The sequence below is a fragment of the Pedococcus sp. 5OH_020 genome (assembly GCF_027812955.1).
Classification (GTDB): domain Bacteria; phylum Actinomycetota; class Actinomycetes; order Actinomycetales; family Dermatophilaceae; genus Pedococcus.
Genome location: NZ_JAPYZV010000005.1, coordinates 159,778 through 181,148, shown reverse-complemented (window position 1 = coordinate 181,148; position 21,371 = coordinate 159,778). Strand labels below are relative to the sequence as shown.

Sequence of the window (21,371 nt, the reverse complement as noted above, 5' to 3'; positions counted from 1 at the left end):
GGGGGTGGCTCCCGAGGCCACCACCGCGCAGGCACGGACGGCCGCCCAGGCACCGGCGGCCGCGCAGGCGACGCCCGGTGGGGTGATCACCCGTCGCAGCACCAGTACCCCCTTCGAGGTGCACCTGGACGTCTTCTCGGGGCCGTTCGACCTCCTCCTGGGGCTGATCAGCAAGCACAAGCTGGACATCACCGAGATCGCCCTGGCCCAGGTGACCGACGAGTTCATCGCACACATCAAGGCGGCTCGGGAGGCGGAGAGCGAGTGGGACCTCGGACAGGCCTCCGAGTTCCTGCTCGTCGCCGCCACACTGCTGGACCTCAAGGCGGCGAGGCTGCTGCCGCAGACGGGACCGCAGGACGAGGAGGACCTCGCGCTGATCGAAGCCCGCGACCTGCTTTTCGCCCGGCTGCTCCAGTACCGGGCGTTCAAGGACATCGCCTTCACGTTCGCGGAACGGATGGCCACCGCCGGACGGCTGACCCCCCGGCAGGCCGGTCTCGAGCCTCAGTTCGCCGCTCTGCTTCCGGAGCTCGTCATGGGGATCACGCCCGAGCAGCTCGCGATGGTCGCCGCTCGTGCGATGACTCCGAAGGTCGCGCCCACTGTGGGGCTCGACCACCTCCACGCCCCTCAGGTCAGCGTCCGGGAGCAGGCTGGAGTGCTCGGTGCCCGCCTGCGCCGGGAGCGCGTGTGCTCGTTCCGTGCCCTCGTCGCTGACGCGGACTCCACGCTGGTCATCGTGGCTCGGTTCCTGGCCCTGCTCGAGCTGTTCCGGGAGGCTGCGATCGCCTTCGACCAGGCAGAGGCGCTCGGAGAGCTGACCGTCCGATGGACAGGGGCGGACCAGGGCGACATCGCGGTGAGCGACGAGTTCGACGAGCTGGACCAGCTCGACCAGGAAGGCGTGACGGATGAGTGACGTGGACACGGAGGCGGGGGAGCAGGTCGCGTTCGACCTCAGCGACTTCCCCGGCGGCGCGAGGAGCGCCATCGAGGCGGTACTCATGGTGGTGGACGAGCCCGTGACCGAAGTGGCGCTGGCCACGGCGCTCGAGCTGCCCACGGACGACGTCCGCGGCCACCTCGAGGCCTTGGAGCAGGAGTACGAGGCGCAGCAACGCGGCTTCACCCTCAGGTCCGTGGCCGGGGGCTGGCGGATCTACAGCCGGGCCGACTACGCCCCGGTCGTGGAGAAGTTCCTTCTCGACGGGCAGCAGGCCAAGCTGACCCAGGCCTCGCTCGAGACCCTGGCGGTCATCGCCTACCGGCAGCCGATCTCCCGGTCCCGCGTCTCCGCCGTGCGGGGCGTCAATGTCGACGGGGTGGTCCGGACCCTGCTCAACCGGGGGCTCATCGAGGAGCTCGGCGCCGAGGGCGAGAGCGGCGCCGTGCTCTATGGGACCACCGACTACTTCCTCCAGCGGCTGGGCCTGTCGAGCCTGGACGAGCTCCCGGCGCTGGCGCCATACCTTCCAGAGATCGACATGCTCGACGAGATCGCAGAACAGGGACGCGGATGACATCGCCACGAGGCAGAGGCGGCTCCCAGCGCGACCGCGCGGAAAGGCCGCAGCGCGGTAGCGCGGAGAGACCGCAGCGCGGTAGTACGGAGAGGCCGCAGCGCGGCAGCTCGGGGACCACCAAGCGCAGCCAGCCCACCCGGGTCCCGCGCGAGCGGACTGCTCCTGAGGTCGACGTCCACGACCCGGACGGCATCAGGCTGCAGAAGCTGCTCGCCGCCGCCGGAGTCGGCAGCCGGCGCGTGTGCGAGAACCTCATCAGCGAGGGCCGAGTCGAGGTCGACGGGCACGTCGTCACCGAGCTCGGCGTGAGGATCCGGGCCGACCAGACGGTGCACGTGGACGGTGTGCGGGTCCAGCTGGACGAGAGTCGGGTCTACTTCGCCTTCAACAAGCCGCTCGGAGTCGTCACCACGATGAACGACGAGCTCGGGCGCATCAGCATCGGCGACTACGTGGGAAACCGGCACGAGCGCCTCTTCCACGTCGGCCGCCTGGACGCCGACACCGAAGGCCTCCTCATCCTCACCAACGACGGTGGCCTCGCACATCGACTGCAGCACCCGCAGTACGGCGTGGCCAAGACCTACCTCGCCCAGATCCGCGGACCGGTGCCCCGTGACCTGGGCAGGCGGCTGCGGGAGGGCGTCGAGCTGGACGACGGCCCCGCATCGGTCGACTCCTTCCGCGTCGTCGACTCCCAGCCCGGCAGGGCGCTGGTGGAGGTGATTCTGCACGAGGGGCGCAAGCACATCGTTCGCCGTCTGCTGGACGCTGTCGGCCACCCCGTCCTGTCCCTGGTCCGGACCCAGGTGGGTCCGATCCACCTCGGTGACACCAAGCCGGGCAAGATGCGCAAGCTGACCAAGGACGAGGTCGGCAGACTGTACTCCGCCGCCGGACTGTGACGTCGGCGGGCCGGCGTCGTCGGTAGCCTTCGCGTCGTGACCACGCGAGTCCGCATCGTCGGCACCGGCCTCATCGGTACCAGTCTCGGCATCGCCCTGGTGCGGGCCGGCTATGCGGTGTCGCTCGCAGACCCCTCGCCGACAGCGGTCGCCCTTGCTCGTGACCTGGGCGCCGGATCAGTGGCGACCCCCGACGAGCCGCCCCCGGACGTCGTCGTCGTCGCCGCACCTCCCGACGTGGCGGGTTCCGTCGTAGCCCGGGAGCTCGCCGACTGGCCACAGGCCGTGGTGACCGACGTGGCCTCGGTCAAGGTGGCGGTGCTCGAGGACGTCCGCCGGCGCGGGGCGGACCTGCGCCGTTATGTCGGTTCTCATCCGATGGCGGGTCGAGAGCGCTCGGGAGCGGTGGCCGCGCGGGGTGACCTCTTCGACGGTCGGGCGTGGGTGGTGGTGCCCAGCCCCGAGAGCTCTGCGGAGGCGACCGCCCTGACGCGCGAGCTGGCTACTGCCGCGGGGGGAACAGTGCGCACCATGAGCCCCCGGGAGCACGACGCCGCTGTCGCTGTCGTCTCCCACGTCCCACAGATCGCGTCGTCCCTGGTGGCGGGTCGCCTGCGAGACGTGCCCGACGAGGCGGTGGCGTTGTCCGGCCAGGGAATCCGCGATGTCACGCGCGTCGCCGCCAGCGACCCCCAGCTGTGGACGCAGATCCTCGCTGGCAACGCGGCCGCGGTGGCCCAGGTGCTGGAACAGCTCCACGCCGAGCTCGGGTCGGTGATCGAGGCGCTGCACGCCTTGGCCGAGGGTGACGGGCTCGGTGCACGCGAGATCCTCGCCCGAACCGTGGCCCACGGAAATGCCGGTCACGCCCGGATCCCGGGCAAGCACGGCGCCGCACCGACGTCGTACGACGTAGTGGTCGTACTCGTACCGGACCAGCCGGGGGAGCTCGGCCGCCTCCTGCACGACGTCGGTGACGCCGGGGTGAACTTGGAGGACCTGCACCTGGAGCACGGGCTGGGGCAGCCGTTCGGCCTGGCGGAGATCTCGGTGCTGCCCGCCGTGGCGGAGCGGCTTGCCGACGAGCTCGTGGCGAGGGGCTGGCGGCTGCACGGGTGAGCAGGGCAGCCCATAGGCTGTAGGCCCATGACCAGCAACCACCTCGTCATCGCCGTGGATGGTCCGTCGGGCTCGGGCAAGTCCAGCGTGTCGCGCGCCGTGGCGGATCGGCTCGGCGTGGGCTACCTGGACACCGGTGCGATGTACCGTGCCGTCACCTGGTGGTGTCTGGAGGAGGGCGTCGAGCTGGAGGACCGCGATGCGGTGGCCGCTGCGGCGCGCGACATCCCGCTCGAGATGGGCACCGACCCCACCCACGCCAGCGTTCTGGTCCGGGGTCTGGAGATCGAGGACGCCATTCGCACGACGCGGGTCTCAGAGGTCGTGTCCAAGGTCGCCACGAACACCAAGGTCCGGCCGATCCTGCAGGAGCAGCAGCGCGAGCTGATGGACCGGATCGCCACGCAGACTGGGGGAGTGGTTGCGGAAGGGCGCGACATCACCACGGTGGTGGCGCCCCATGCCGACGTGCGGGTGCTCCTGACCGCGAGCGTCGAGGCCCGGCTGCGGCGCCGGTCCAAGGAGCTGCATGGTGAGGCGCACGACGAGGCGGTCGAGGCCACGAGGGACCAGATCGTCCGCCGCGACGCCGACGACTCCACGGTCTCCCAGTTCACCCAGGCCGCCGACGGCGTGCATCTCGTCGACACCTCGGACCTCGACTTCGAGCAGAGCGTCGAGGCGGTCCTGACCGTGGTGCGCAAGGAGGCGGCCCACAAGGTCGACGCGTGAGGGCTGAGGCCCTGTCACGGCCGCACGACAAAGTGCGCGACAATATGCGTCGGCCCCGCGGCATACCTCGTCGCGCACCGGCGCCGTAGCCCGAAGCAAGGAACCCCTGTGAGTGAGCACCTGACCGACGACTCGACTGTCGAGCGTGCCCTGCGCGCTGGGCTGGAGGAGTTCGACCTCAGTGACGAGGACCGCTCGCTCCTCAAGGGCGAGCTGGACGAGGACGGGTATGTCGCCAGCCAGGGCCCCCTGCCGGTCGTAGCAGTCGTCGGGCGTCCCAACGTCGGCAAGTCGACCCTCGTGAACCGCATCCTCGGCCGCCGGGAGGCTGTCGTCGAGGATGTGCCCGGTGTGACCCGCGACCGCGTCGCGTACGACGCGGACTGGGCCGGCCGGAGGTTCACCCTGGTGGACACCGGCGGCTGGGAGGTGGACGCCACGGGGATCCATCTGCGGGTCGCCGAGCAGGCAGAGGTCGCTGTGGACCTGGCGGACGTCGTGATGTTCGTGGTCGACGCGACGGTCGGCGCCACCGACGACGACGAGGCGGTCGTCAAGCTGCTGCGGCGCTCAGGCAAGCCGGTCGTGCTGGTCGCCAACAAGGTGGACGACCAGCGGACCGAGGCCGACGCCTCCGCACTGTGGAACCTCGGGCTCGGCCAGCCGTGGCCCGTGTCGGCGCTGCACGGGCGTGGCAGCGGTGACGTCCTCGACGCGGTCCTGGACGTGCTTCCCGGTGTCGGCGCCAACGCGGACGCCTACCAGCGCGGCGGACCGCGGCGGGTGGCCCTGGTCGGGCGGCCCAACGTGGGTAAGTCCTCCCTGCTCAACAAGCTCGCCGACGAGGACCGCGTCGTCGTCGACAACGTCGCCGGCACGACGCGTGACCCCGTCGACGAGCTCATCGAGCTCGGCGGGAAGACCTGGCGGTTCGTCGACACGGCGGGAATCCGCCGTCGGGTCCACCAGACCCGCGGAGCCGACTTCTACGCGTCCCTACGCACGCAGACGGCACTTGAGAAGGCCGAGGTCGCAGTGGTGCTGATCGACGCGCAGGAGCCGATCGCCGAGCAGGACGTCCGGGTGGTGCAGCAGGTCGTCGACGCGGGACGCGCTCTGGTCCTGGCGTTCAACAAGTGGGACCTGCTCGACGAGGAACGCCGGTACTACCTCGAGCGGGAGATCGAGCGGGAGCTCGTCCAGATCCCGTGGGCGCCGCGGGTCAACATCTCGGCCCGCACCGGTCGTGCCGTGGACAGGCTCGTGCCCGCCCTCGAGAGGTCGCTGGAGTCGTGGGACTACCGCGTCCCGACGGGGCGGCTCAACGCCTTCTTCGGCGAGATCGTCGCGGCGCACCCTCATCCAGTGCGTGGCGGCAAGCAGCCGCGCATCCTCTTCGCCACGCAGGCGTCCACGCGACCACCGCGGTTCGTCGTCTTCGCCTCTGGCTTCCTGGAGGCCGGCTACCGCAGGTTCCTCGAGCGTCGGCTGCGCGAGGAGTTCGGCTTCGAAGGGACTCCCATAGAGGTCTCCGTCCGGGTGCGCGAGAAGCGCCGGCGGAAGTAGGCGACCGCGCGGCATACCGATTTCAAGTGCAGGTATGCCGTGCGCTAAGGTTTCGAACGCTCCCGCAGCCCCTGGCTCTGCCGGGTTTTCGCGTGGGCACAACTGAAGACGGGCTGTGGCGCAGCTTGGTAGCGCACTTGACTGGGGGTCAAGGGGTCGCAGGTTCAAATCCTGTCAGCCCGACCGAGAGAAGTAGCAGGTCAGGGGCCGTGCCGGCATACGCCGGGGCGGCCCTTTCCCTTGCGCCAGGGCCGAATGTAGCCATTCGTGTAGCCATTGCTCGTCATCTCCGCCCCATCGCGCTGTCGAGCTTGTCGTTTCCGCTGGACACCACGCGTGCCCCAGGAGCTCGGCAACCGCTCGATGTGCGCCCCCGCCTCGTCCTCCGCCTGGCTCGTCACCAGCCATGACGCCCGGGGCCCGTCCGGCGGGACGCTAAACGCTGGTAGCGATGCTGTTGAACAGGCTGCTGAGGTTACCGCCCAAGAGGGTGACGGCGGCGATGATGACGATGGCGATGAGGGCCACCATCAAGCCGTACTCGACAGCGGTCGCGCCGTCTTCGCGTGAGGTGAGGCGCAGCTTGGCGACGACGTTGGTCATGGGGGGCTCCTTGTGCTGGAAAATGGTTGCGATACAAAACTATGCAGCCCAGTTGTCCCGCGCATCGCCTTGCGGCGCACATCGACCGTTCGTCCCAGTGGGCCCCCCTCCGAACGTCGTGGCGAGGGACACCTCGCAGATCGGCAACACAGTGGTCGTAGCAGTCGCACGGGATGGCGTCGGCAAGCCGGTTCGCGAGCCTGGCAAGCACGTCGCAGGTCCAGATCTGTCAGCCCGACGTCTTGACCGTTGCGGAGAGGGCCGGTCCCGGCCCTGGCCGGGAGCGGCCCTCTCCGTATTCCTATGTCGAGGTCAGCCGAGGACCTGGACGGCGCAGCCTAGCGACGTATCACGCGGGCGCTCCCCAGCAGCAGGCTCACGCCCATCGCCATGAGGAGCAGGGCGGCGGCCACGAGAAGGCGCGTCCGTGTGCCTGTGAAGGCCAGTGTCTGGTTGCCGCTGACGGCCGGGGCCTGGCTTGCCAGAACCCCCGCGGAGCGGGCCTGCGTCCCACTGTTGAGGCCGACCTGGGCACCGCTCGTACTGCTGCTGCCAGTTCCGGGAAGCATGACGGCCGTCGTACTCGTGCTTGGCACCACCGTGCTGGTCGTCGCGGTGCTAGTCGTCGTGGTGCCGGTCGTCGTGGTGCTAGTCGTCGTGGTGCCGGTCGTCGTGGGCACCGTCGTAGTGCTGCCAGTGCTCGTGCTGGTGGTGCTCGTAGTGGGCACCGTCGTAGTGCTGCTCGTGCTGGTGGTCGTGGTGCTCGTGCTGGGCATCGTCGTCGTGCTGGTCGTGCTGGTTGAGGGACCGGGAACGGTGCACCCGTGGGACAGGATGGCGGCACCCGAGGTCACGTTCATGCCCGGATACCGATGAGTCGCGCCCCGACCGTCGGTGTACCTGAAGCTGGGGATGATGTCGCCCCACGTGGAGCCAGGGGCCTTCATGCCTTGCACATAGACGGGGCCGCGGTGGCCGTCATGCCCCTGATGGAAGATGGAGTCAGGGTCGCTGGTGATCCGGACGTAGGGGTTGCGCTCCGAGTTCGTGCGGTGACAATAGGTCACGTTGTCGGCTTTGCCGGGGGACGCCGACGCAAAAGGAGAAACGGCAAGGAGGCCGATCCCGGCCCCGAGAAGGATGGTGCTGGCGGCCACGCCACGGTGTAGCCGACCGCGTTGGGAACGAGCAAGAAAGGACACGAGAAAACCCCCTGCAAAGAGCCGCGAAATGGTCCGCACGGACACCCGCCCTGCTGACGGGCTGCACCCTGCATACCCCGTTTCTGCTTGGCATACCCTACTGACCTGCACTTTTACGACAGATCTTCGCCGCGATAAACAGAAGTAAAGGGACGCCGAATACGTCAAGAAGTGGCCTCGAGCCGCGACGGGAGGCAAACACCACAGCGGGCATCGACGCCATTTCTCCGCCAACGCATGAGATACTCATCATTCATAGCGTGCGCCCGCCCCTTCGCCACGGAACCGCACGAAATGCATTCTCTCGGGGTCTTTGTGCTCTTTCCGACGCGCTTTCGCGGCGTCCCGGGGGCCACCCGACCCGACCGAGCGCCAACGGCGGCAGCGGTGCGGATGCCGCCATCTGGGAGCCCGACCCGCCTCCGTGTCGCACCGCCCCCCACCTATGCGTGTCGGCTGAACGGAGGAGCGAATATCGATATGGCGCGCCGGGAGACGAGTGCCGGTCGACACTCTTGGCTGTGATCGGCGAGGAGTTCCCCTTGGTAATGGCGCGCGCCCAGACAGGCGACGAGGCGGCCTTCGCCCGTCTCTGGCGTGACGTCAACCCCTTGCTCCTGCGGTATCTGACGCTCAGCGGGGAGCCTGCAGAGGACGTCGCCGCCGAGACCTGGACCTCCATCGTCCGGGTCTTGCCTCGCTTCGCCGGGAACGAGGTCGCGTGGCGGGCCTGGGTGTTCGCGACCGCGAGGCGCAGGGCCATCGACGCGGGACGGCGCAGAGCCAGGCTCGCCGCCGTCGAGTCGCGCGCCAACGAGTGGCGCCCGGATCCGTGCCCAGGCGATGCCGCCGACGAGGCGATCGAACGGATCGGCACTGCGGAGGCGGTCCGCCTGGTGGCTGAGCTCCCGGCGCTGCAGGCAGAGGTCGTCCTACTGCGTTTCATGGCGGGACTGCCGGTGGAGGACGTCGCCCGACTCCTGGGACGCAGTCCCGGAGCGGTGCGAGTCGCCACCCATCGCGGTCTGCGGCGACTCGCGGCCCTCCTCGCCGACCAGGGTGTAACGCACTTCGGGGCAAGTGCGCTGTAGAGAGTGTCATGGGATTTGCGATGAGGGGCAGGGGGCCGGGTGGGCGTTCTCGCGACGAGGACGCCCACCCGGAGCCCGTCGAAGGGCAGGCACTCGAGCCGCACCCTGCTTCGGTGGAGCGCCTGCTGTCCGCCCTCACCGCGCCTGCCGCGTCGGACGAGCTCGCTCACTTCGACGACGCGCTGCGCCACTACCGCGCGGCCCTCGGTAGGCCCCGGCCGGTCCCCGTCGCCTGGAGGCTCTCGATGCCAGCTTCTCTCTTCGGCGCCAGGGCGCGAGCGACGGTGGTCGGCGTAGCCGTGGGCCTGGGCGCCGTGGCCGTTGTCGCGTACGCAGGCTCGGGGCGCCCCGACGTCGACCACGTCCTGCAGAGCGTCGCGTCCTCGACCACCACGGCGACGTCGAGCACGCGGGCAACCGGTCAAGAACCCGCCGAGGACGGCGTGGGTCCCGACGCCAAGGGGCCCGCAGCGTTCGGCCTCTGCAACGCCTGGACCCAGCATCAGAAGCACCCCGCCGCCAGCGACGAGCCTGAGCCGGATGCCGACGGCGATGGAGGCGACTGGAAGAAGTCCGCTGCCTTCCGCAACCTGGCCAACGCTGCCGGTGGCGAAGCTCGGATCGGCGCCTACTGCGCCACGGTGAAGCATCCTGGTGCGGGCGTCGGGAACGGTGGGGCCAAGGCGAAGCGTCATGGGACTGGCAAACCCGACGTACCGAAGAGCCAGAAGCCGAAGGCCCACGCCACCGGCGTGCCGAGCACCCATCCCACAGGTCCCCCGGCCAGACACCCCACCGGCTCCACCTCCACGCACCCGACGAGCACTCCGTCGGCCACGCCGAGCCGCACGACCACCACTGCGCCCACGAGCACGGCGACGAGTAGCACGAGCGGCACGAGCAGCACCGCGCCACCCACGACGAGTGCCACCGTTCCCCGCGCGACGAGCACGACGTCATCCGGGGACTGAGCGGTCCTCTGCCGGCAGCCCTCAACCCGAGGGGGTGCCGGTTGCGCACCACGCGGTGGCGGCCAGCGTGAAGGCGCCCTGTGGCAGACGTTCCGCGCACTCCCGGCGGAGCTCGTCCCGGCCCTCCTCGTTGAGCGCCGCCACGTACGCGCCCGCGGGTCCTACGCCCAACGTGTAGGGGTGCCACCACTCGTCGAAGGAGCTGAAGGAGGCCTCGACGGTGAGACTCGTCTCCTCGATGTCGGTCAGTGCCGCCTGGGCGAAGAGCTCCCCGAGATGCCCCTTCCTCGCACCAGGAAGATCTGCCTCGCCGTGTTCCAGGGGGTCGATGGCGTGGACGACGTCCCAGAAGAGAGACAGGGGACCCGTGCCCCCGGCCTGGTCCCACACACAGGCCGCGACGACGCCTCCGGGCGCCGTGACCCGACCCATCTCGGCGAGGCCTGCAACCGGGTCCCGCATGAAGTGCACGACGAGCTGCGCGGCGGCGACGTCGAAGGTGCCGGCACCGAAGGGCAGATGCTCGGCGCTCGCGACCTGCACGTCGACCTCAGGAAGCCGCCCGCGCACTGCGTCGACGAACGGTTCCGACGGGTCGACAGCCGTCACGTTCGCGGAACCGACCTGGTTCACCAGCTGCCTGGTCAGGGCACCCGGGCCGCAGCCGACGTCCAGCACCCGGCGACCGGGACCCACCCTCAGCAGCTCGACGAACCTACCGGCGAGCGGCTCCGAGAACCGCCCCATGAACTCGCCGTAGGCGTCTGCGGAAGCGAAGAAGCTCACCCCTCCACGGTAGGCCGCGCGCCGGTCGGCTGCCGACCGGGCTTGGCCCTGCTGGAGTCAGCGCCTGCCGGGCCTCGGACCATCCGCTGCCGGGCCGACGTGCTCTGACACCCAGTCGACAAGTGGCCGAAGGACGGACCACTCGGCCCGCACCCGGTCCAGAGCCTCCTTGCTCTCCAACCACGCCGGCGTGCCGAGGCGTCTGAGCGCCATGAGCTCCTTGCGCCGCAGCAGCTCGAGCCGAGGATGGTCGGCCTCCACGCCCTTCGGGCGGGTCTTCAGGGCCGCCCCCTCCAGGGAGTAGCCCTGGTCGACGAGGGAACCGGTGATCCGCTCGAGCTGCGCGCCGGTGGGACCGGCCGCGATCGCGGCCCGGAAGCGCCCCGTCTGCTCGGCGGAGTGGGTGTGGAAGCCGCCACCCACCAGCAGGCCGTCGGCGTCCAGCTGGACGTAGTAGCCGATGCCGGCGGCCGGCCCCGCGATGGCCCCCTGGTACGTCTTGTAGGGCGACTTGTCCGGGCTGAACCGGATGTCGCGGTTCGGCCGGAAGACCGTCGCGGGCCCGAACTCGTCCTCGAGCGACTCGACCAGCGCGCGCATCGGGTCGCGTACAGCGCGCTCCCACTCAGCCTTGTGCTGCGACCAGAGCTCCTTGGTGTTGGTCGTCCGCAGCTCGTCGTAGAAGCGGACTCCCCACAAGGGAAAGCCCCTGAACCCCGCGTCGCCGGCCATGACCACACTGTGGCACGCGGCACGGGGCGCGCCGCACGCCGCTCAGGCGCAGGCGGCCGCCCCGTCCCATGAGCGGGCCACGCCGACGTCGTTCTGCTACACGGCCGAGGCGATCCGCGATACGGCCTCGCGAACGATCTCAGGGGAGGTCCCGAAGTTGAGGCGCGCGTGGCTCTCGGCTCCGGAGCCGAAGCCCGGACCTGGGTGCAGCGCCACCTTGGCGCGCTCCCGCAGCACGGCGGAGGGGTCCGCTCCCAGGTCGAGCTCGGAGAAGTCCAGCCAGGCTAGGAAGGTTCCCTCGGGGACCCGGTACCGAACCGAGGGAAGCTGCGCAGTCAGCAGGTCGCGCAGCAGCCGCCGGTTCTCGTCCAGCCCCGTGAGCAGGGCGTCGAGCCAGGGGTCTCCCTCCAGGTACGCGGCCCGGTGGGACACCACGCCGAGATGGCTCGCGCCGTGCGAGACCACCTCGGGCATCCGCTCGAGGTCTGCGGCCGCCTCGGGACCTGGGATGGCAACGGCTGCCTTGAGGCCGGCCAGGTTGAAGGCCTTGGACGCCGACATCAGCGCCACCGCCCGGGCCCCGGCCTCGAGCGACACCACCGACGTGAAGGTGGCACCCGAAGGTACGAGGGGTGCATGGATCTCGTCGGCGACGACCCGCACTCCGTACGACGCCGCCAGCGTCAACGCGGCGGTGAGCTCCTCAGGAGTGTGCACGGCTCCGGTCGGGTTCTGAGGGTTGCACACCAGGTATGCCGCGCGCCCTCCGTCCTGGGTCGCCGCCGTCAGCGCGCGCTCGAGCACCTCCAGGTCGATCCGGCCCTCGTCCGACAACGGAGCCTCGACGACCCGGCGGTCCAGACCGCGGACGAAGTCGAAGAACGGCGGGTACACAGGCGGGTTGACCACAACGGCGTCGCCAGGTCTGGTGACGAGCTGGAGCACCTCGGCGACGCCCAGCATGACGTCCGGAACGAGCTTCATCCTGCTCGGGTCTGGGCGCCACCCCCAGCGCCGGGCGGCGAAGTCGGCGAGCGCCTCGGCGTAGTCGGGCGCCCAGGGATAGCCGGTGTCGCCCCGCTCGACGGCGTCGATGACGGCGCGCCGCACCGGTTCCGCCGGGACGACGTCCATCTCGGCGACCCACAGAGGCAGCACGTCCGCGCCGTAGAGACGCCACTTCACGCTGCGCCGCTCACGGAGCCGGTCCAGCCCCGGACCGAGCAGCGGGTTGTCCATGCCTGCGAACTCTACGACGCGGCCGCCCGTTAGGCTTCCCGCGTGGCGGCACGACGACAGCGCGGGACCGCGCGGGGGGAGGCGGCCGTCTCCGACCGCGTCCTCACCCTGCCGAACGTGCTTTCCCTGCTCCGCCTGGTCGGGGTCCCGATCTTCCTCTGGGCGATCCTGGCGGAGCACGATGTCGTTGCCCTCTGCACCCTCATGGCCTCCGGCCTGAGCGACTACCTGGACGGCAAGATCGCCCGCCGGTACGGCCTGGAGTCGCGGCTCGGACAGCTGCTCGACCCGTTTGCCGACCGGCTCTACATCGCCACGACGCTCCTCGGGCTGGCGTGGCGCGACATCATCCCGTGGTGGCTCGTGGCGCTTCTTGTGGGGCGAGAGCTCCTGCTTGCAGTCGTCCTGTGGTGGATCCGTCGCTACGGACAGACGGGGCTACCCGTCCACTTCGTGGGCAAGGCCGCCACGTTCAACCTCCTCTACGCCTTCCCTTTGCTGCTCCTCGGGGAGGGCAGCGGCACCTTCGCACAGTGGGCCCTGCCCGTGGGATGGGCCTTCGCCTGGTGGGGGACGGTCCTCTACTGGGTCGCCGGCGTCATGTACATCGTCCAGGCCCGCCAGCTGGTGGTCCAGCGCAGCGCCCCCGTCGCAGCATCCTGACCATGTCGCCCGTCTCCCATCGCGACTCGCCACCCTCGCCCCGCCCCCCGGGCCGCCGCCTCGACGAGTCCATGACGCTGCTCACGTCCATGATGGAGCGCCCCCTCGACCCGGGCTATGCGGCCGCAGCGGAGGAGCGGCAGCGAGCCGGCCTGCCGACGAGTACCGGCCTGCGGACGCCGACCGTCGCCGTGGCGGCCCTCGTGATCGGCCTGCTGCTCGCGATGGGCGCCGTCGCCCTGCGGGCGCCCTCCACCTCCGCGGCCAGGGCGAAGGAGGACCTCGTGAAGCAGGTGGAGTCCAGGCGGGCGGCGGTGGACAAGCAGGCGGTCCAGCTACGCACGACCCGGGCCCAGGTGGACGAGCTGCAGGCCCGAGCTCTGAGCCAGCAGGGGGAGGCCCCCCTGCAGACGAGGCTGCAGACCCTCAACCTGGCGTCGGGCGCCGACGCTGTCACCGGCAAGGGCCTGAAGGTGGTGCTGGACAACGCCGAGGGGGCGCGCGGCACCAGCGCGGACGGGAACCCCAGGACGACTCCGGAGAACACCGAGGGAGTCGTGCTGTCCAAGGACCTGCAGGTCGTCGTCAACGGCCTCTGGGAGGCGGGGGCGGAGGCGATCTCCGTCAACGGCCAGCGGCTGACCTCGCGGTCGGCCATCCGTTTCGCGGGCGAGGCGATCCTGGTCAACTACCGCCCACTGGCGCCCCCCTACACGATCAGCGCCATCGGGGACCCGGCTTCGCTCCAGGTCGAGTTCGCCGATAACGACGGCGGGGCGTACGCGCGTGCCCTCAAGGACAACTACGGCATCCGTGTTTCGATAGACGCTGCCGACACCCTCACCCTGCCGGCCGCCACGTCCCTGACGGTACGAGACGCCACAGTCCCCACCGCGTCCCCCACCGCGTCCCCCACCGCGTCACCTTCGGAGAGCCCACCGTGATTCCCCTGCTAGGCCTTGTCGGCGGAGTGCTCATCGGACTGCTCTGGGGTCCGGACGTCCCTCTGGGGCTGCAGCCCTACCTTCCTATCGCGGTGATCGCGGCCCTCGATGCCGTCTTCGGGGCGGTGCGGGCAGTTCTGGACGGCATCTTCAACGACAAGGTGTTCGTCGTCTCGTTCCTGGCGAACGTCGTCGTCGCTGCCTTCATCGTGTTTCTCGGTGACCAGCTGGGGGTGGGCTCCCAGCTCTCGACCGGCGTCGTCGTCGTGCTGGGCGTGCGCATCTTCTCCAACGTCGCGTCGATCCGCAGGCACCTCTTCAAGGCATGAGCACCACGTCATCCTCGAGCTCCTGGGCCACGCTGCTGCGGATGGCGCGCCCCAGGGCGACCCGGGCCAACGTGTTCGGCGCCCTGCTCGCCATCCTGCTCGGCTTCGCCATCGCGACCCAGGTGCAGCAGACGAACCAGAGCGGGCTGGAGCAGCTGCGTGAGGACGAGCTGATCCGGATCCTCGACGACGTGACGCAGGAACAGGGTCGGGTGAGCAGCGACATCCGTCAGCTCGAGGCCAGCCGTGACCGGCTGCTGTCCGGCGTCGACTCCAGCTCCGAGGCTCTGAAGTCGGCGCAGGAGCGGCTGGACACCCTCGGGATCCTCACCGGGACGGCGCCGGCAACCGGTCCCGGGGTGGTCATCACCATCACGGACCCCGGGCACAAGGTCACCGCGGCACGGCTGCTCGACGCGCTGCAGGAGCTGCGGGACTCGGGCGCGGAAGCCGTGCAGATGGGTGACCAGCGCGTGGTGGCGGACACCTGGTTCAGCGACGCGGACGGGGGGATCACGGTCAGCGGGCACCAGATCGCGGAGCCGTACGTCATCAAGGCGATCGGCGACAGCGCCACCATGGCGTCGGCGATGGACATTCCCGGGGGCGTGACGGACTCGGTACGCCGCGACGGCGCGCAGTCCACGGTGCGCCAGCTGAAGCGCGTGGACATCACCGCGTTGCACAGCCTGGAAGAGCCTCGTTACGCTCGCCCCGTCCCGGCGCCCACCAAGTAACCGGTCCCTCCCGACCGGTCGTAGGCCGTCCTGTCCGCAGAAGGAGCAGCATGAGCGAGCTGGAGTACCCCCAGGACCTGCGTTACACGCCCGAGCACGAGTGGGTCCGCGCGGGCGAGGACGGGACGGTCCGGATCGGAATCACGGCCTTCGCCCAGGATGCCCTTGGAGACGTCGTCTATGTGAGCCTGCCTGCGACCGGCGACACCGTCGAGGCCGGGGACGCGTGCGGCGAGGTGGAGTCGACGAAGTCCGTCAGCGACCTCTACGCGCCCCTGTCTGGTGAGGTGACGGCCGTGAACGAGGCCCTCGACGCCACGCCGGAGCTCGTCAACACCGACCCCTACGGCGAGGGCTGGATGTACGAGCTTCGGCCCAGCGACTCGGCCGCCGTCGGCGCGCTCCTTGACCCCGCGGCATACCAGGAGCAGCTCGGCTGAGGGCGGCCACCGGCTGCGGAATTCCGGCCCCTGGCCCGGGCTTTCTCACCTAGGGTTTGTGCTTTGCTAGAAGCCACTGACATGACGACCACGAGGAGCTCGGCACCATGAACGGCAGCGAGAAGGACCCTCAGGCATCGCGCCCTCATGAGCCGACCACGATGCGGCTCCCCGGGATCTCTGACCTCGAGCAGGTGGACACCAGCGCCGAGGCTGAGGTATCGCTGAGCAAGGCGGACCAGGCCACGGTCGACGCGCTGCGGCCCGGTACGGCGCTGCTCGTCGTGCTGCGGGGCCCGAACACCGGTGCGCGGTTCCTCCTCGACGACGACGAGGTCTCCTCCGGGCGCCATCCGGACAGCGACATCTTCCTCGACGACGTCACGGTGTCGCGCAAGCATGCGTCCTTCCGCCGGGAGGGTGACACCTTCGTCGTCCGCGACGTCGGCTCCCTCAACGGCACCTACGTCAACCGCGAGCGGATCGACGAGGCGGCCCTGCGCACCGGCGACGAGGTGCAGATCGGCAAGTTCCGTCTCGTGTTCTACGCGGGCAAGGCGTGACGCAAGGCTGCTCGTGACCGCTCGCTCAGCACGTCAGTCGATGACGATCGGGTCGGTCCTCGCTGCCCTCGCGCCGGACTTCCCCGATGTCACGATCTCCAAGATCCGGTTCCTGGAGAGCGCGGGACTGGTCAGGCCGTCCCGTACCGGCTCGGGCTACCGGAGCTACACTGCCGCAGACGTCGATCGGCTGCGCTACATCCTCACCGCTCAGCGGGACCACTTCTGGCCGCTGAAGGTCATCGGGGAGGCCCTCGACGCGATGGACCGCGGCCTGACTCCTGCCCCCGATGGTGAGCGGATGGCGCGACCGTCGGTGCCGGCCCCTGCCGCGGACGCCGACGTGCCCGACGCGGAGGTGCTCACGGCGACCAGTGACCTGCGGCTGACGCGAGGCGAGCTCGCTGCCTCCTCGGGGCTGGACGAGGCCACGGTCGAGGCCCTGGAGACCTACGGTCTCATCAAGCGCGACGCTCAGGGCCACTACCGCGAGGCGGCGCTCGCTGTGACGCACACGGCCGCGGCACTGGGGGCCTACGGGCTCGAGCCACGCCACCTCCGGGCCTTCCGGACGGCCGCCGACCGGGAGATCGGCCTGGTGCAGCAGGTCGTCACGCCGCACCGCGCGGCGTCAGGGAAGAGCTCCGGCGCCAAGGGCCCGAAGGACCCCACGGGCGAGGTGCTCCGGCTCTGCATCGCGCTGCACGCGGCGCTGGTGAGGGAGGGACTGCAGCGCAGCTGAAGCGAGGTACGGTGGAACGGTGAAGGTTCTCGAGGTCCTGGGCGTCCGAGTCGAGATGCCGACCAACCACCCGATCGTCCTGCTGCGCGAGCGTGACGGCGACCGGTATCTGCCCATCTGGATCGGCGCCGCCGAGGCCACCGCCATCGCGTACGCCCAGCAAGGGATCGAGCCGCCTCGGCCGCTGACGCATGACCTCATGAAGAACGTCATCGAGGGGCTGGGACACACGCTCACCGAGGTGCGGATCGTGGAGCTGCGCGACGGCGTCTTCCACGCCGCGCTCATTCTGGACGGGACCACCGAGATCTCCTCGCGCTCCTCGGACGCCATCGCGTTGGCGCTGCGCACCGGCACCACCATCGTGGCCGGGGAGTCCCTCCTCGAGGAGGCCGGCGTGGCCATGTCCACCGAGGACGACAAGGACGACGAGGTGGAGAAGTTCAGGGAGTTCCTGGACCACGTCTCCGCCGAGGACTTCGAGACGGAGCCCGGAGACGAGCCCGGGGACGAGCATGGAGAGGACAAGCCGACAGTCTGACGTGTCTGACGGCGCACTGGCGTCCAACCTAACCCTCCACTTGATCTTTAGCCTTGCGCCTCAGTGGTGCGACACGCCGAGGTCGAACCTGCAGTGGTTGTTGACCTGCGGTTCCTGGCAGCCGTACGGTCGGGGGAGTCCGAATGCGACGCATGTAGTTACACCACGAAGTCCTACCAGGAGGTGAGCGCTGTGAACCCGAGCAGTGATGCTCAGCACGGCCACACGAGCGTGCCGGCCGCGGCACAGGGCCTGTTGTTCACGGACGACCTCCCGCAGCTGAGCGAGGACATCGGCTACCGAGGTCCCACGGCCTGTAAGGCGGCCGGGATCACCTACCGGCAGCTGGACTACTGGGCCCGCACCGGGCTCGTCGAGCCGTCGGTCCGCGGGGCCACGGGGTCTGGGACGCAACGGCTCTACGGCTTCCGCGACATCCTCGTCCTCAAGGTGGTCAAGCGCCTGCTGGACACGGGCGTGTCCCTGCAGCAGATCAGGGTCGCCATCACGCATCTGCGTGAGCGGGGAGTGGAGGACCTCGCCCAGATCACCCTCATGAGCGACGGCGCATCGGTCTACGAGTGCACTTCCGCGGACGAGGTCATCGACCTCGTCCAAGGCGGGCAGGGCGTCTTCGGCATCGCTGTGGGCCGCGTCTGGCGCGAGGTCGAGGGCGAGCTGGCCGAGCTTCCCGGCGAGCGCACGGAGGACGAGGCGCCGGCCGCTCACCCTGACGACGAGCTGCGCGTCCGCCGCCAGGCGCGGCTGGCCTGACCGTCCCGCCCCCCACGCAGCTGCCCGCCTTTCTGAGGAACGGCGGGCAGTGCTGTAGATTGGTGTCGCTGAACATCCCGCACGGGAGAGTCCTCGTATGTCTCGTCGAGACATGGCGGGGCGCCGAAGGGGCAAACTCCCCGGAACCTCTCAGGCGCCAGGACCGTGCGGGACAGGCACCTCTGGAGCCGCGTGCGCGCGCGACAGATGGGGAGGCGATCTCGAGCATCTTCCACGTTCAGGAGCCTCATGTCTGTCTCGACGCCCACCCCCGCCGGCGACCGCCCTCAGCTTCCCGACTTCGTCGGCCGGCACATCGGTCCCTCGGCGGTCGACGTGACGGCCATGCTCGCCGCCGTCGGTCATGACTCGCTCGAGTCCCTGCTCGATGCCGCACTTCCCGAGGGCATCCGCGCGGAACAGTCGCTACGTCTGGAGCCGGCAGCGTCGGAGCCGGCCGTGGTCGAGGAGCTTCGGGCCCTCGCCCGGCGCAACCACGTGATGAGGTCGATGATCGGGCTCGGGTACTACGGGACGGTGACGCCGGCCGTGATCCAGCGCAACGTGTTGGAGAACCCTGCCTGGTACACCGCCTACACGCCGTACCAGCCGGAGATCTCCCAGGGTCGGCTGGAGGCCCTTATCAACTTCCAGACCGTCGTCAGCGACCTCACCGGGCTCGCCACGTCAGGAGCATCGCTGCTCGACGAGGCCACTGCCGCGGCCGAGGCGATGACTCTGATGCGTCGCACGAGCAAGGCTGCCGCGGGGGCCGTCCTGCTGGTGGACAGGCAGGTCTTCCCCCAGACCCGTGCGGTGATGCAGACCAGAGCTCTGCCGCTGGGCCTGGAGCTCGTAGTCGCGGACCTTGCCGCCGTCCAGACCGCCGAGGGGCTGCGAGCGGCGGCCGGCGACCGGGACGTGTTCGGGGTCCTCGTGCAGTACCCGGGAGCCGACGGCGAGCTCCGAGACTGGCATGCCCTTGCGGACGCAGCCCACCAGGTCGGGGCACTGGTCACGGCTGCGGCAGACCTCTTGGCCCTCACCCTGGCGGCCGCGCCGGGGGAGTGGGGGGCAGACGTGGCCGTCGGGACGACGCAGCGGTTCGGCGTGCCCATGGGCTTCGGCGGCCCCCACGCCGGCTATATGAGCGTGCGGGCCGGCTTGGAGCGGTCCCTTCCCGGGCGGCTCGTCGGGGTGAGCGTCGACACGGCTGGCACCCCGGCCTACCGGCTCGCTCTGCAGACCCGGGAACAGCACATCCGCCGGGAGAAGGCCACGTCCAACATCTGCACCGCGCAGGTGCTGCTGGCCGTGATGGCCTCCATGTACGCGGTGTACCACGGCCCCGACGGTCTGGCGGGCATCGCGCGTCGCGTCCACAGCCACGCCCGCGCGCTGAAGGCAGGGCTGGTCGAGGGCGGTGTGGAGGTGCCGACGCAGCACTACTTCGACACCGTGACGGTCAGCGTTCCCGGGCGCAGCGACGAGGTCGTGAGTGCGGCCGCGCAGCGGGGGGTCAACCTTTTCCGCGTGGACGACGACACGGTGTCCGTGAGCGTCGACGAGACGACCGATCTGCGGGACCTCGAGGCGGTCTGGGCCGCCTTCGGCGTGACCGGAGGAACGGAGGTCCCGCTCCAGGGGGTCGACTGGCCGGCAGACCTGGTGCGAACCAGCGACTACCTCACCCATCCGGTCTTCCACAGCCATCACAGCGAGACGTCGATGCTGCGCTACCTGCGCCGGCTCTCGGACCGCGACTTCGCGCTTGACCGGGGGATGATCCCGCTGGGGTCGTGCACCATGAAGCTCAACGCGACGACCGAGATGGTCGCGATCACCTGGCCCGAGTTCGCCGAGCTCCACCCGTTCGCACCGGCCCAACAGACTGAAGGCATCCGACAGCTGATCGGAGACCTGGCGTCCTGGCTCTGCGAGATCACCGGGTACGACGCGGTGTCGCTGCAGCCCAACGCCGGCTCGCAGGGAGAGTTCGCCGGGCTGCTGGCGATCCACGCGTACCACGAGGCGAACGGCCAGTCCCAGCGACGGGTCTGTCTCATCCCGGCGAGTGCGCACGGCACCAACGCCGCCAGCGCCGTCATGGCAGGCATGAAGGTCGTCGTGGTGAAGACCGCCCCAGGCGGGGACATCGACATGGACGACCTGCGCGCTCAGGTGGACCTGCATCGGGACGACCTGGCCGCGATCATGGTGACGTACCCGTCGACGCACGGAGTGTTCGAGGACACCATCACCGAGCTGTGCGGCCTGGTGCACGACGCGGGCGGTCAGGTGTACGTGGACGGAGCGAACCTCAACGCTCTTGTCGGGCTCGCGCGGCCGGGCAAGTTCGGGGCCGACGTGTCACACCTCAACCTGCACAAGACGTTCTGCATCCCGCATGGCGGGGGTGGTCCCGGGGTCGGTCCCGTGGCGGTCCGGGCGCATCTCGCGCCGCACCTGCCCAACCATCCGCTGGCTGCCGAGGCGGGGCCGGAGACGGGCGTGGGGCCGATCTCCGCTGCGCCGTTCGGGTCTGCGAGCATTCTGCCCATCTCCTGGGCCTATGTTCGTCTCATGGGCGGCGCGGGGCTGACCCGGGCAACCCAGGTCGCCGTCCTCAACGCGAACTACATCGCCAGGCGTCTGCGCGAGCACTACCCGGTGCTGTACTCGGGTCACGACGGCATCGTGGCGCACGAGTGCATCCTCGATCTTCGGGACCTCACCAAGCGCAGTGGGGTGACGGTCGACGACGTCGCGAAGCGGTTCGTCGACTACGGCTTCCATGCGCCGACGATGTCGTTCCCCGTGGCCGGCACGCTGATGGTCGAGCCCACCGAGAGCGAGGACCGTTATGAGATCGACCGGTTCTGCGACGCGATGATCGCCATCAGGCAGGAGATCGCGGCGGTGGAGTCGGGGGAGATCCCGGTGGCCGACAGCATGCTGCGCAACGCTCCGCATACCGCCAAGGCGCTGGCTGGGAAGTGGGAGTACCCCTATGACCGCTTCGAGGCGGTCTTCCCCGTGGGCGTGCATGCGCCGGACAAGTACTGGCCGCCGGTCGGACGGATCGACGGCGCGTATGGCGACCGCAACCTCGTCTGCAGCTGCCCTCCGCCGGAGGCCTTCGCCGACTAGAGCTGGGCCGGAGCAC

The 21,371-nt window shown here is 69.9% G+C and carries 24 protein-coding genes, 1 tRNA gene and 1 riboswitch; of the genes, 20 read left to right on the top strand and 5 right to left on the bottom strand.

Annotation, left to right across the window (positions count from 1 at the left end; all coding sequences use genetic code 11):
* Window positions 1-4 precede the first annotated feature (4 nt).
* The 7 genes from PHA84_RS10720 (at window position 5) to PHA84_RS10690 (ending at window position 6,031) form a co-directional block, all read left to right on the top strand.
* Entirely contained in the window at window positions 5-922 is a 918-nt protein-coding gene (locus PHA84_RS10720; RefSeq protein ID WP_442952874.1) for a segregation and condensation protein A, read from the top strand.
* Window positions 915-1,523, top strand: coding sequence for an SMC-Scp complex subunit ScpB (gene scpB / locus PHA84_RS10715; RefSeq protein ID WP_270888092.1), 609 nt, complete (start codon window positions 915-917; stop codon window positions 1,521-1,523). Before PHA84_RS10720 ends, scpB begins: the two co-directional genes overlap by 8 nt.
* On the top strand, window positions 1,520-2,431 hold the full coding sequence (locus PHA84_RS10710; protein ID WP_270888091.1) for a pseudouridine synthase: 912 nt from the start codon (window positions 1,520-1,522) through the stop codon (window positions 2,429-2,431). The genes scpB and PHA84_RS10710 overlap by 4 nt, the downstream gene beginning before the upstream one ends.
* A gap of 36 nt (window positions 2,432-2,467) precedes the next feature.
* Entirely contained in the window at window positions 2,468-3,550 is a 1,083-nt protein-coding gene (locus PHA84_RS10705) for a prephenate dehydrogenase (RefSeq protein WP_270888090.1), read from the top strand.
* 27 nt (window positions 3,551-3,577) lie between these two features.
* A complete protein-coding gene (cmk, locus tag PHA84_RS10700) occupies window positions 3,578-4,282 on the top strand; it encodes a (d)CMP kinase (protein WP_270888089.1) in 705 nt (234 codons plus the stop codon).
* Window positions 4,283-4,390: 108 nt separating this feature from the next.
* Entirely contained in the window at window positions 4,391-5,848 is a 1,458-nt protein-coding gene (gene der / locus PHA84_RS10695; protein WP_270888088.1) for a ribosome biogenesis GTPase Der, read from the top strand.
* A 109-nt stretch (window positions 5,849-5,957) separates the two neighbouring features.
* A tRNA-Pro gene (locus PHA84_RS10690) sits at window positions 5,958-6,031 on the top strand.
* Window positions 6,032-6,283: 252 nt separating this feature from the next.
* Here the strand turns inward: PHA84_RS10690 and PHA84_RS10685 are convergent.
* Together PHA84_RS10685 and PHA84_RS10680 are read right to left on the bottom strand one after the other, a co-directional pair.
* Window positions 6,284-6,451: a Flp family type IVb pilin gene (locus tag PHA84_RS10685; protein WP_270888087.1), complete on the bottom strand. Its 168-nt coding sequence runs from the start codon at window positions 6,449-6,451 to the stop codon at window positions 6,284-6,286.
* Between the two features lie 338 nt (window positions 6,452-6,789).
* Window positions 6,790-7,020 carry a hypothetical protein gene (locus PHA84_RS10680; RefSeq protein WP_270888086.1) on the bottom strand — a complete coding sequence of 77 codons (231 nt, stop codon included), beginning with the start codon at window positions 7,018-7,020 and terminating at the stop codon, window positions 6,790-6,792.
* On the opposite strand from PHA84_RS10680, the gene PHA84_RS10675 reads away from it, so the two are divergent.
* From PHA84_RS10675 to PHA84_RS10665, 3 genes are all read left to right on the top strand, one after another.
* Window positions 7,019-7,327: a hypothetical protein gene (locus PHA84_RS10675; RefSeq protein ID WP_270888085.1), complete on the top strand. Its 309-nt coding sequence runs from the start codon at window positions 7,019-7,021 to the stop codon at window positions 7,325-7,327. The genes PHA84_RS10680 and PHA84_RS10675 overlap by 2 nt on opposite strands.
* Window positions 7,328-8,174: 847 nt before the next feature.
* Window positions 8,175-8,744, top strand: coding sequence for an RNA polymerase sigma factor (locus tag PHA84_RS10670; RefSeq protein WP_270888084.1), 570 nt, complete (start codon window positions 8,175-8,177; stop codon window positions 8,742-8,744).
* A 113-nt stretch (window positions 8,745-8,857) separates the two neighbouring features.
* On the top strand, window positions 8,858-9,715 hold the full coding sequence (locus tag PHA84_RS10665; RefSeq protein WP_270888083.1) for a hypothetical protein: 858 nt from the start codon (window positions 8,858-8,860) through the stop codon (window positions 9,713-9,715).
* Between the two features lie 21 nt (window positions 9,716-9,736).
* On the opposite strand, the gene PHA84_RS10660 is transcribed toward PHA84_RS10665, so the two are convergent.
* From PHA84_RS10660 to PHA84_RS10650, 3 genes are all read right to left on the bottom strand, one after another.
* Window positions 9,737-10,501, bottom strand: coding sequence for a class I SAM-dependent methyltransferase (locus PHA84_RS10660; protein WP_270888082.1), 765 nt, complete (start codon window positions 10,499-10,501; stop codon window positions 9,737-9,739).
* A 57-nt stretch (window positions 10,502-10,558) separates the two neighbouring features.
* Window positions 10,559-11,233 carry a DUF2461 domain-containing protein gene (locus PHA84_RS10655; RefSeq protein WP_270888081.1) on the bottom strand — a complete coding sequence of 225 codons (675 nt, stop codon included), beginning with the start codon at window positions 11,231-11,233 and terminating at the stop codon, window positions 10,559-10,561.
* Between the two features lie 96 nt (window positions 11,234-11,329).
* A complete protein-coding gene (locus tag PHA84_RS10650) occupies window positions 11,330-12,472 on the bottom strand; it encodes a MalY/PatB family protein (RefSeq protein WP_270888080.1) in 1,143 nt (380 codons plus the stop codon).
* Window positions 12,473-12,514: 42 nt separating this feature from the next.
* Between PHA84_RS10650 and PHA84_RS10645 the strand changes: the two genes are divergently transcribed.
* From PHA84_RS10645 to gcvP, 10 genes are all read left to right on the top strand, one after another.
* Complete coding sequence (locus PHA84_RS10645) at window positions 12,515-13,135, top strand: CDP-alcohol phosphatidyltransferase family protein (protein WP_270888079.1); 621 nt, start codon at window positions 12,515-12,517, stop codon at window positions 13,133-13,135.
* A 2-nt stretch (window positions 13,136-13,137) separates the two neighbouring features.
* On the top strand, window positions 13,138-14,079 hold the full coding sequence (locus tag PHA84_RS10640) for a DUF881 domain-containing protein (RefSeq protein ID WP_270888078.1): 942 nt from the start codon (window positions 13,138-13,140) through the stop codon (window positions 14,077-14,079).
* Entirely contained in the window at window positions 14,076-14,408 is a 333-nt protein-coding gene (locus PHA84_RS10635) for a small basic family protein (protein WP_270888077.1), read from the top strand. The genes PHA84_RS10640 and PHA84_RS10635 overlap by 4 nt, the downstream gene beginning before the upstream one ends.
* The gene (locus PHA84_RS10630; RefSeq protein ID WP_270888076.1) at window positions 14,405-15,145 is read left to right on the top strand and encodes a DUF881 domain-containing protein; all 741 of its coding nucleotides are present in this window, start codon (window positions 14,405-14,407) and stop codon (window positions 15,143-15,145) included. The genes PHA84_RS10635 and PHA84_RS10630 overlap by 4 nt, the downstream gene beginning before the upstream one ends.
* A gap of 50 nt (window positions 15,146-15,195) precedes the next feature.
* On the top strand, window positions 15,196-15,585 hold the full coding sequence (gene gcvH, locus PHA84_RS10625; RefSeq protein ID WP_270888075.1) for a glycine cleavage system protein GcvH: 390 nt from the start codon (window positions 15,196-15,198) through the stop codon (window positions 15,583-15,585).
* A 107-nt stretch (window positions 15,586-15,692) separates the two neighbouring features.
* Window positions 15,693-16,148 (top strand): FHA domain-containing protein, encoded by a 456-nt coding sequence (locus PHA84_RS10620; protein ID WP_270888074.1) that lies wholly within the window; start codon window positions 15,693-15,695, stop codon window positions 16,146-16,148.
* A gap of 13 nt (window positions 16,149-16,161) precedes the next feature.
* Entirely contained in the window at window positions 16,162-16,890 is a 729-nt protein-coding gene (gene ftsR / locus PHA84_RS10615; protein WP_270888073.1) for a transcriptional regulator FtsR, read from the top strand.
* A 19-nt stretch (window positions 16,891-16,909) separates the two neighbouring features.
* A complete protein-coding gene (locus PHA84_RS10610) occupies window positions 16,910-17,431 on the top strand; it encodes a bifunctional nuclease family protein (RefSeq protein ID WP_270888072.1) in 522 nt (173 codons plus the stop codon).
* Window positions 17,432-17,623: 192 nt separating this feature from the next.
* Window positions 17,624-18,205: a MerR family transcriptional regulator gene (locus PHA84_RS10605; RefSeq protein ID WP_270888342.1), complete on the top strand. Its 582-nt coding sequence runs from the start codon at window positions 17,624-17,626 to the stop codon at window positions 18,203-18,205.
* A gap of 72 nt (window positions 18,206-18,277) precedes the next feature.
* Window positions 18,278-18,381: riboswitch (glycine riboswitch) on the top strand.
* Between the two features lie 73 nt (window positions 18,382-18,454).
* Window positions 18,455-21,355, top strand: coding sequence for an aminomethyl-transferring glycine dehydrogenase (gene gcvP / locus PHA84_RS10600; RefSeq protein ID WP_270888071.1), 2,901 nt, complete (start codon window positions 18,455-18,457; stop codon window positions 21,353-21,355).
* The last annotated feature ends 16 nt before the right edge of the window (window positions 21,356-21,371 follow it).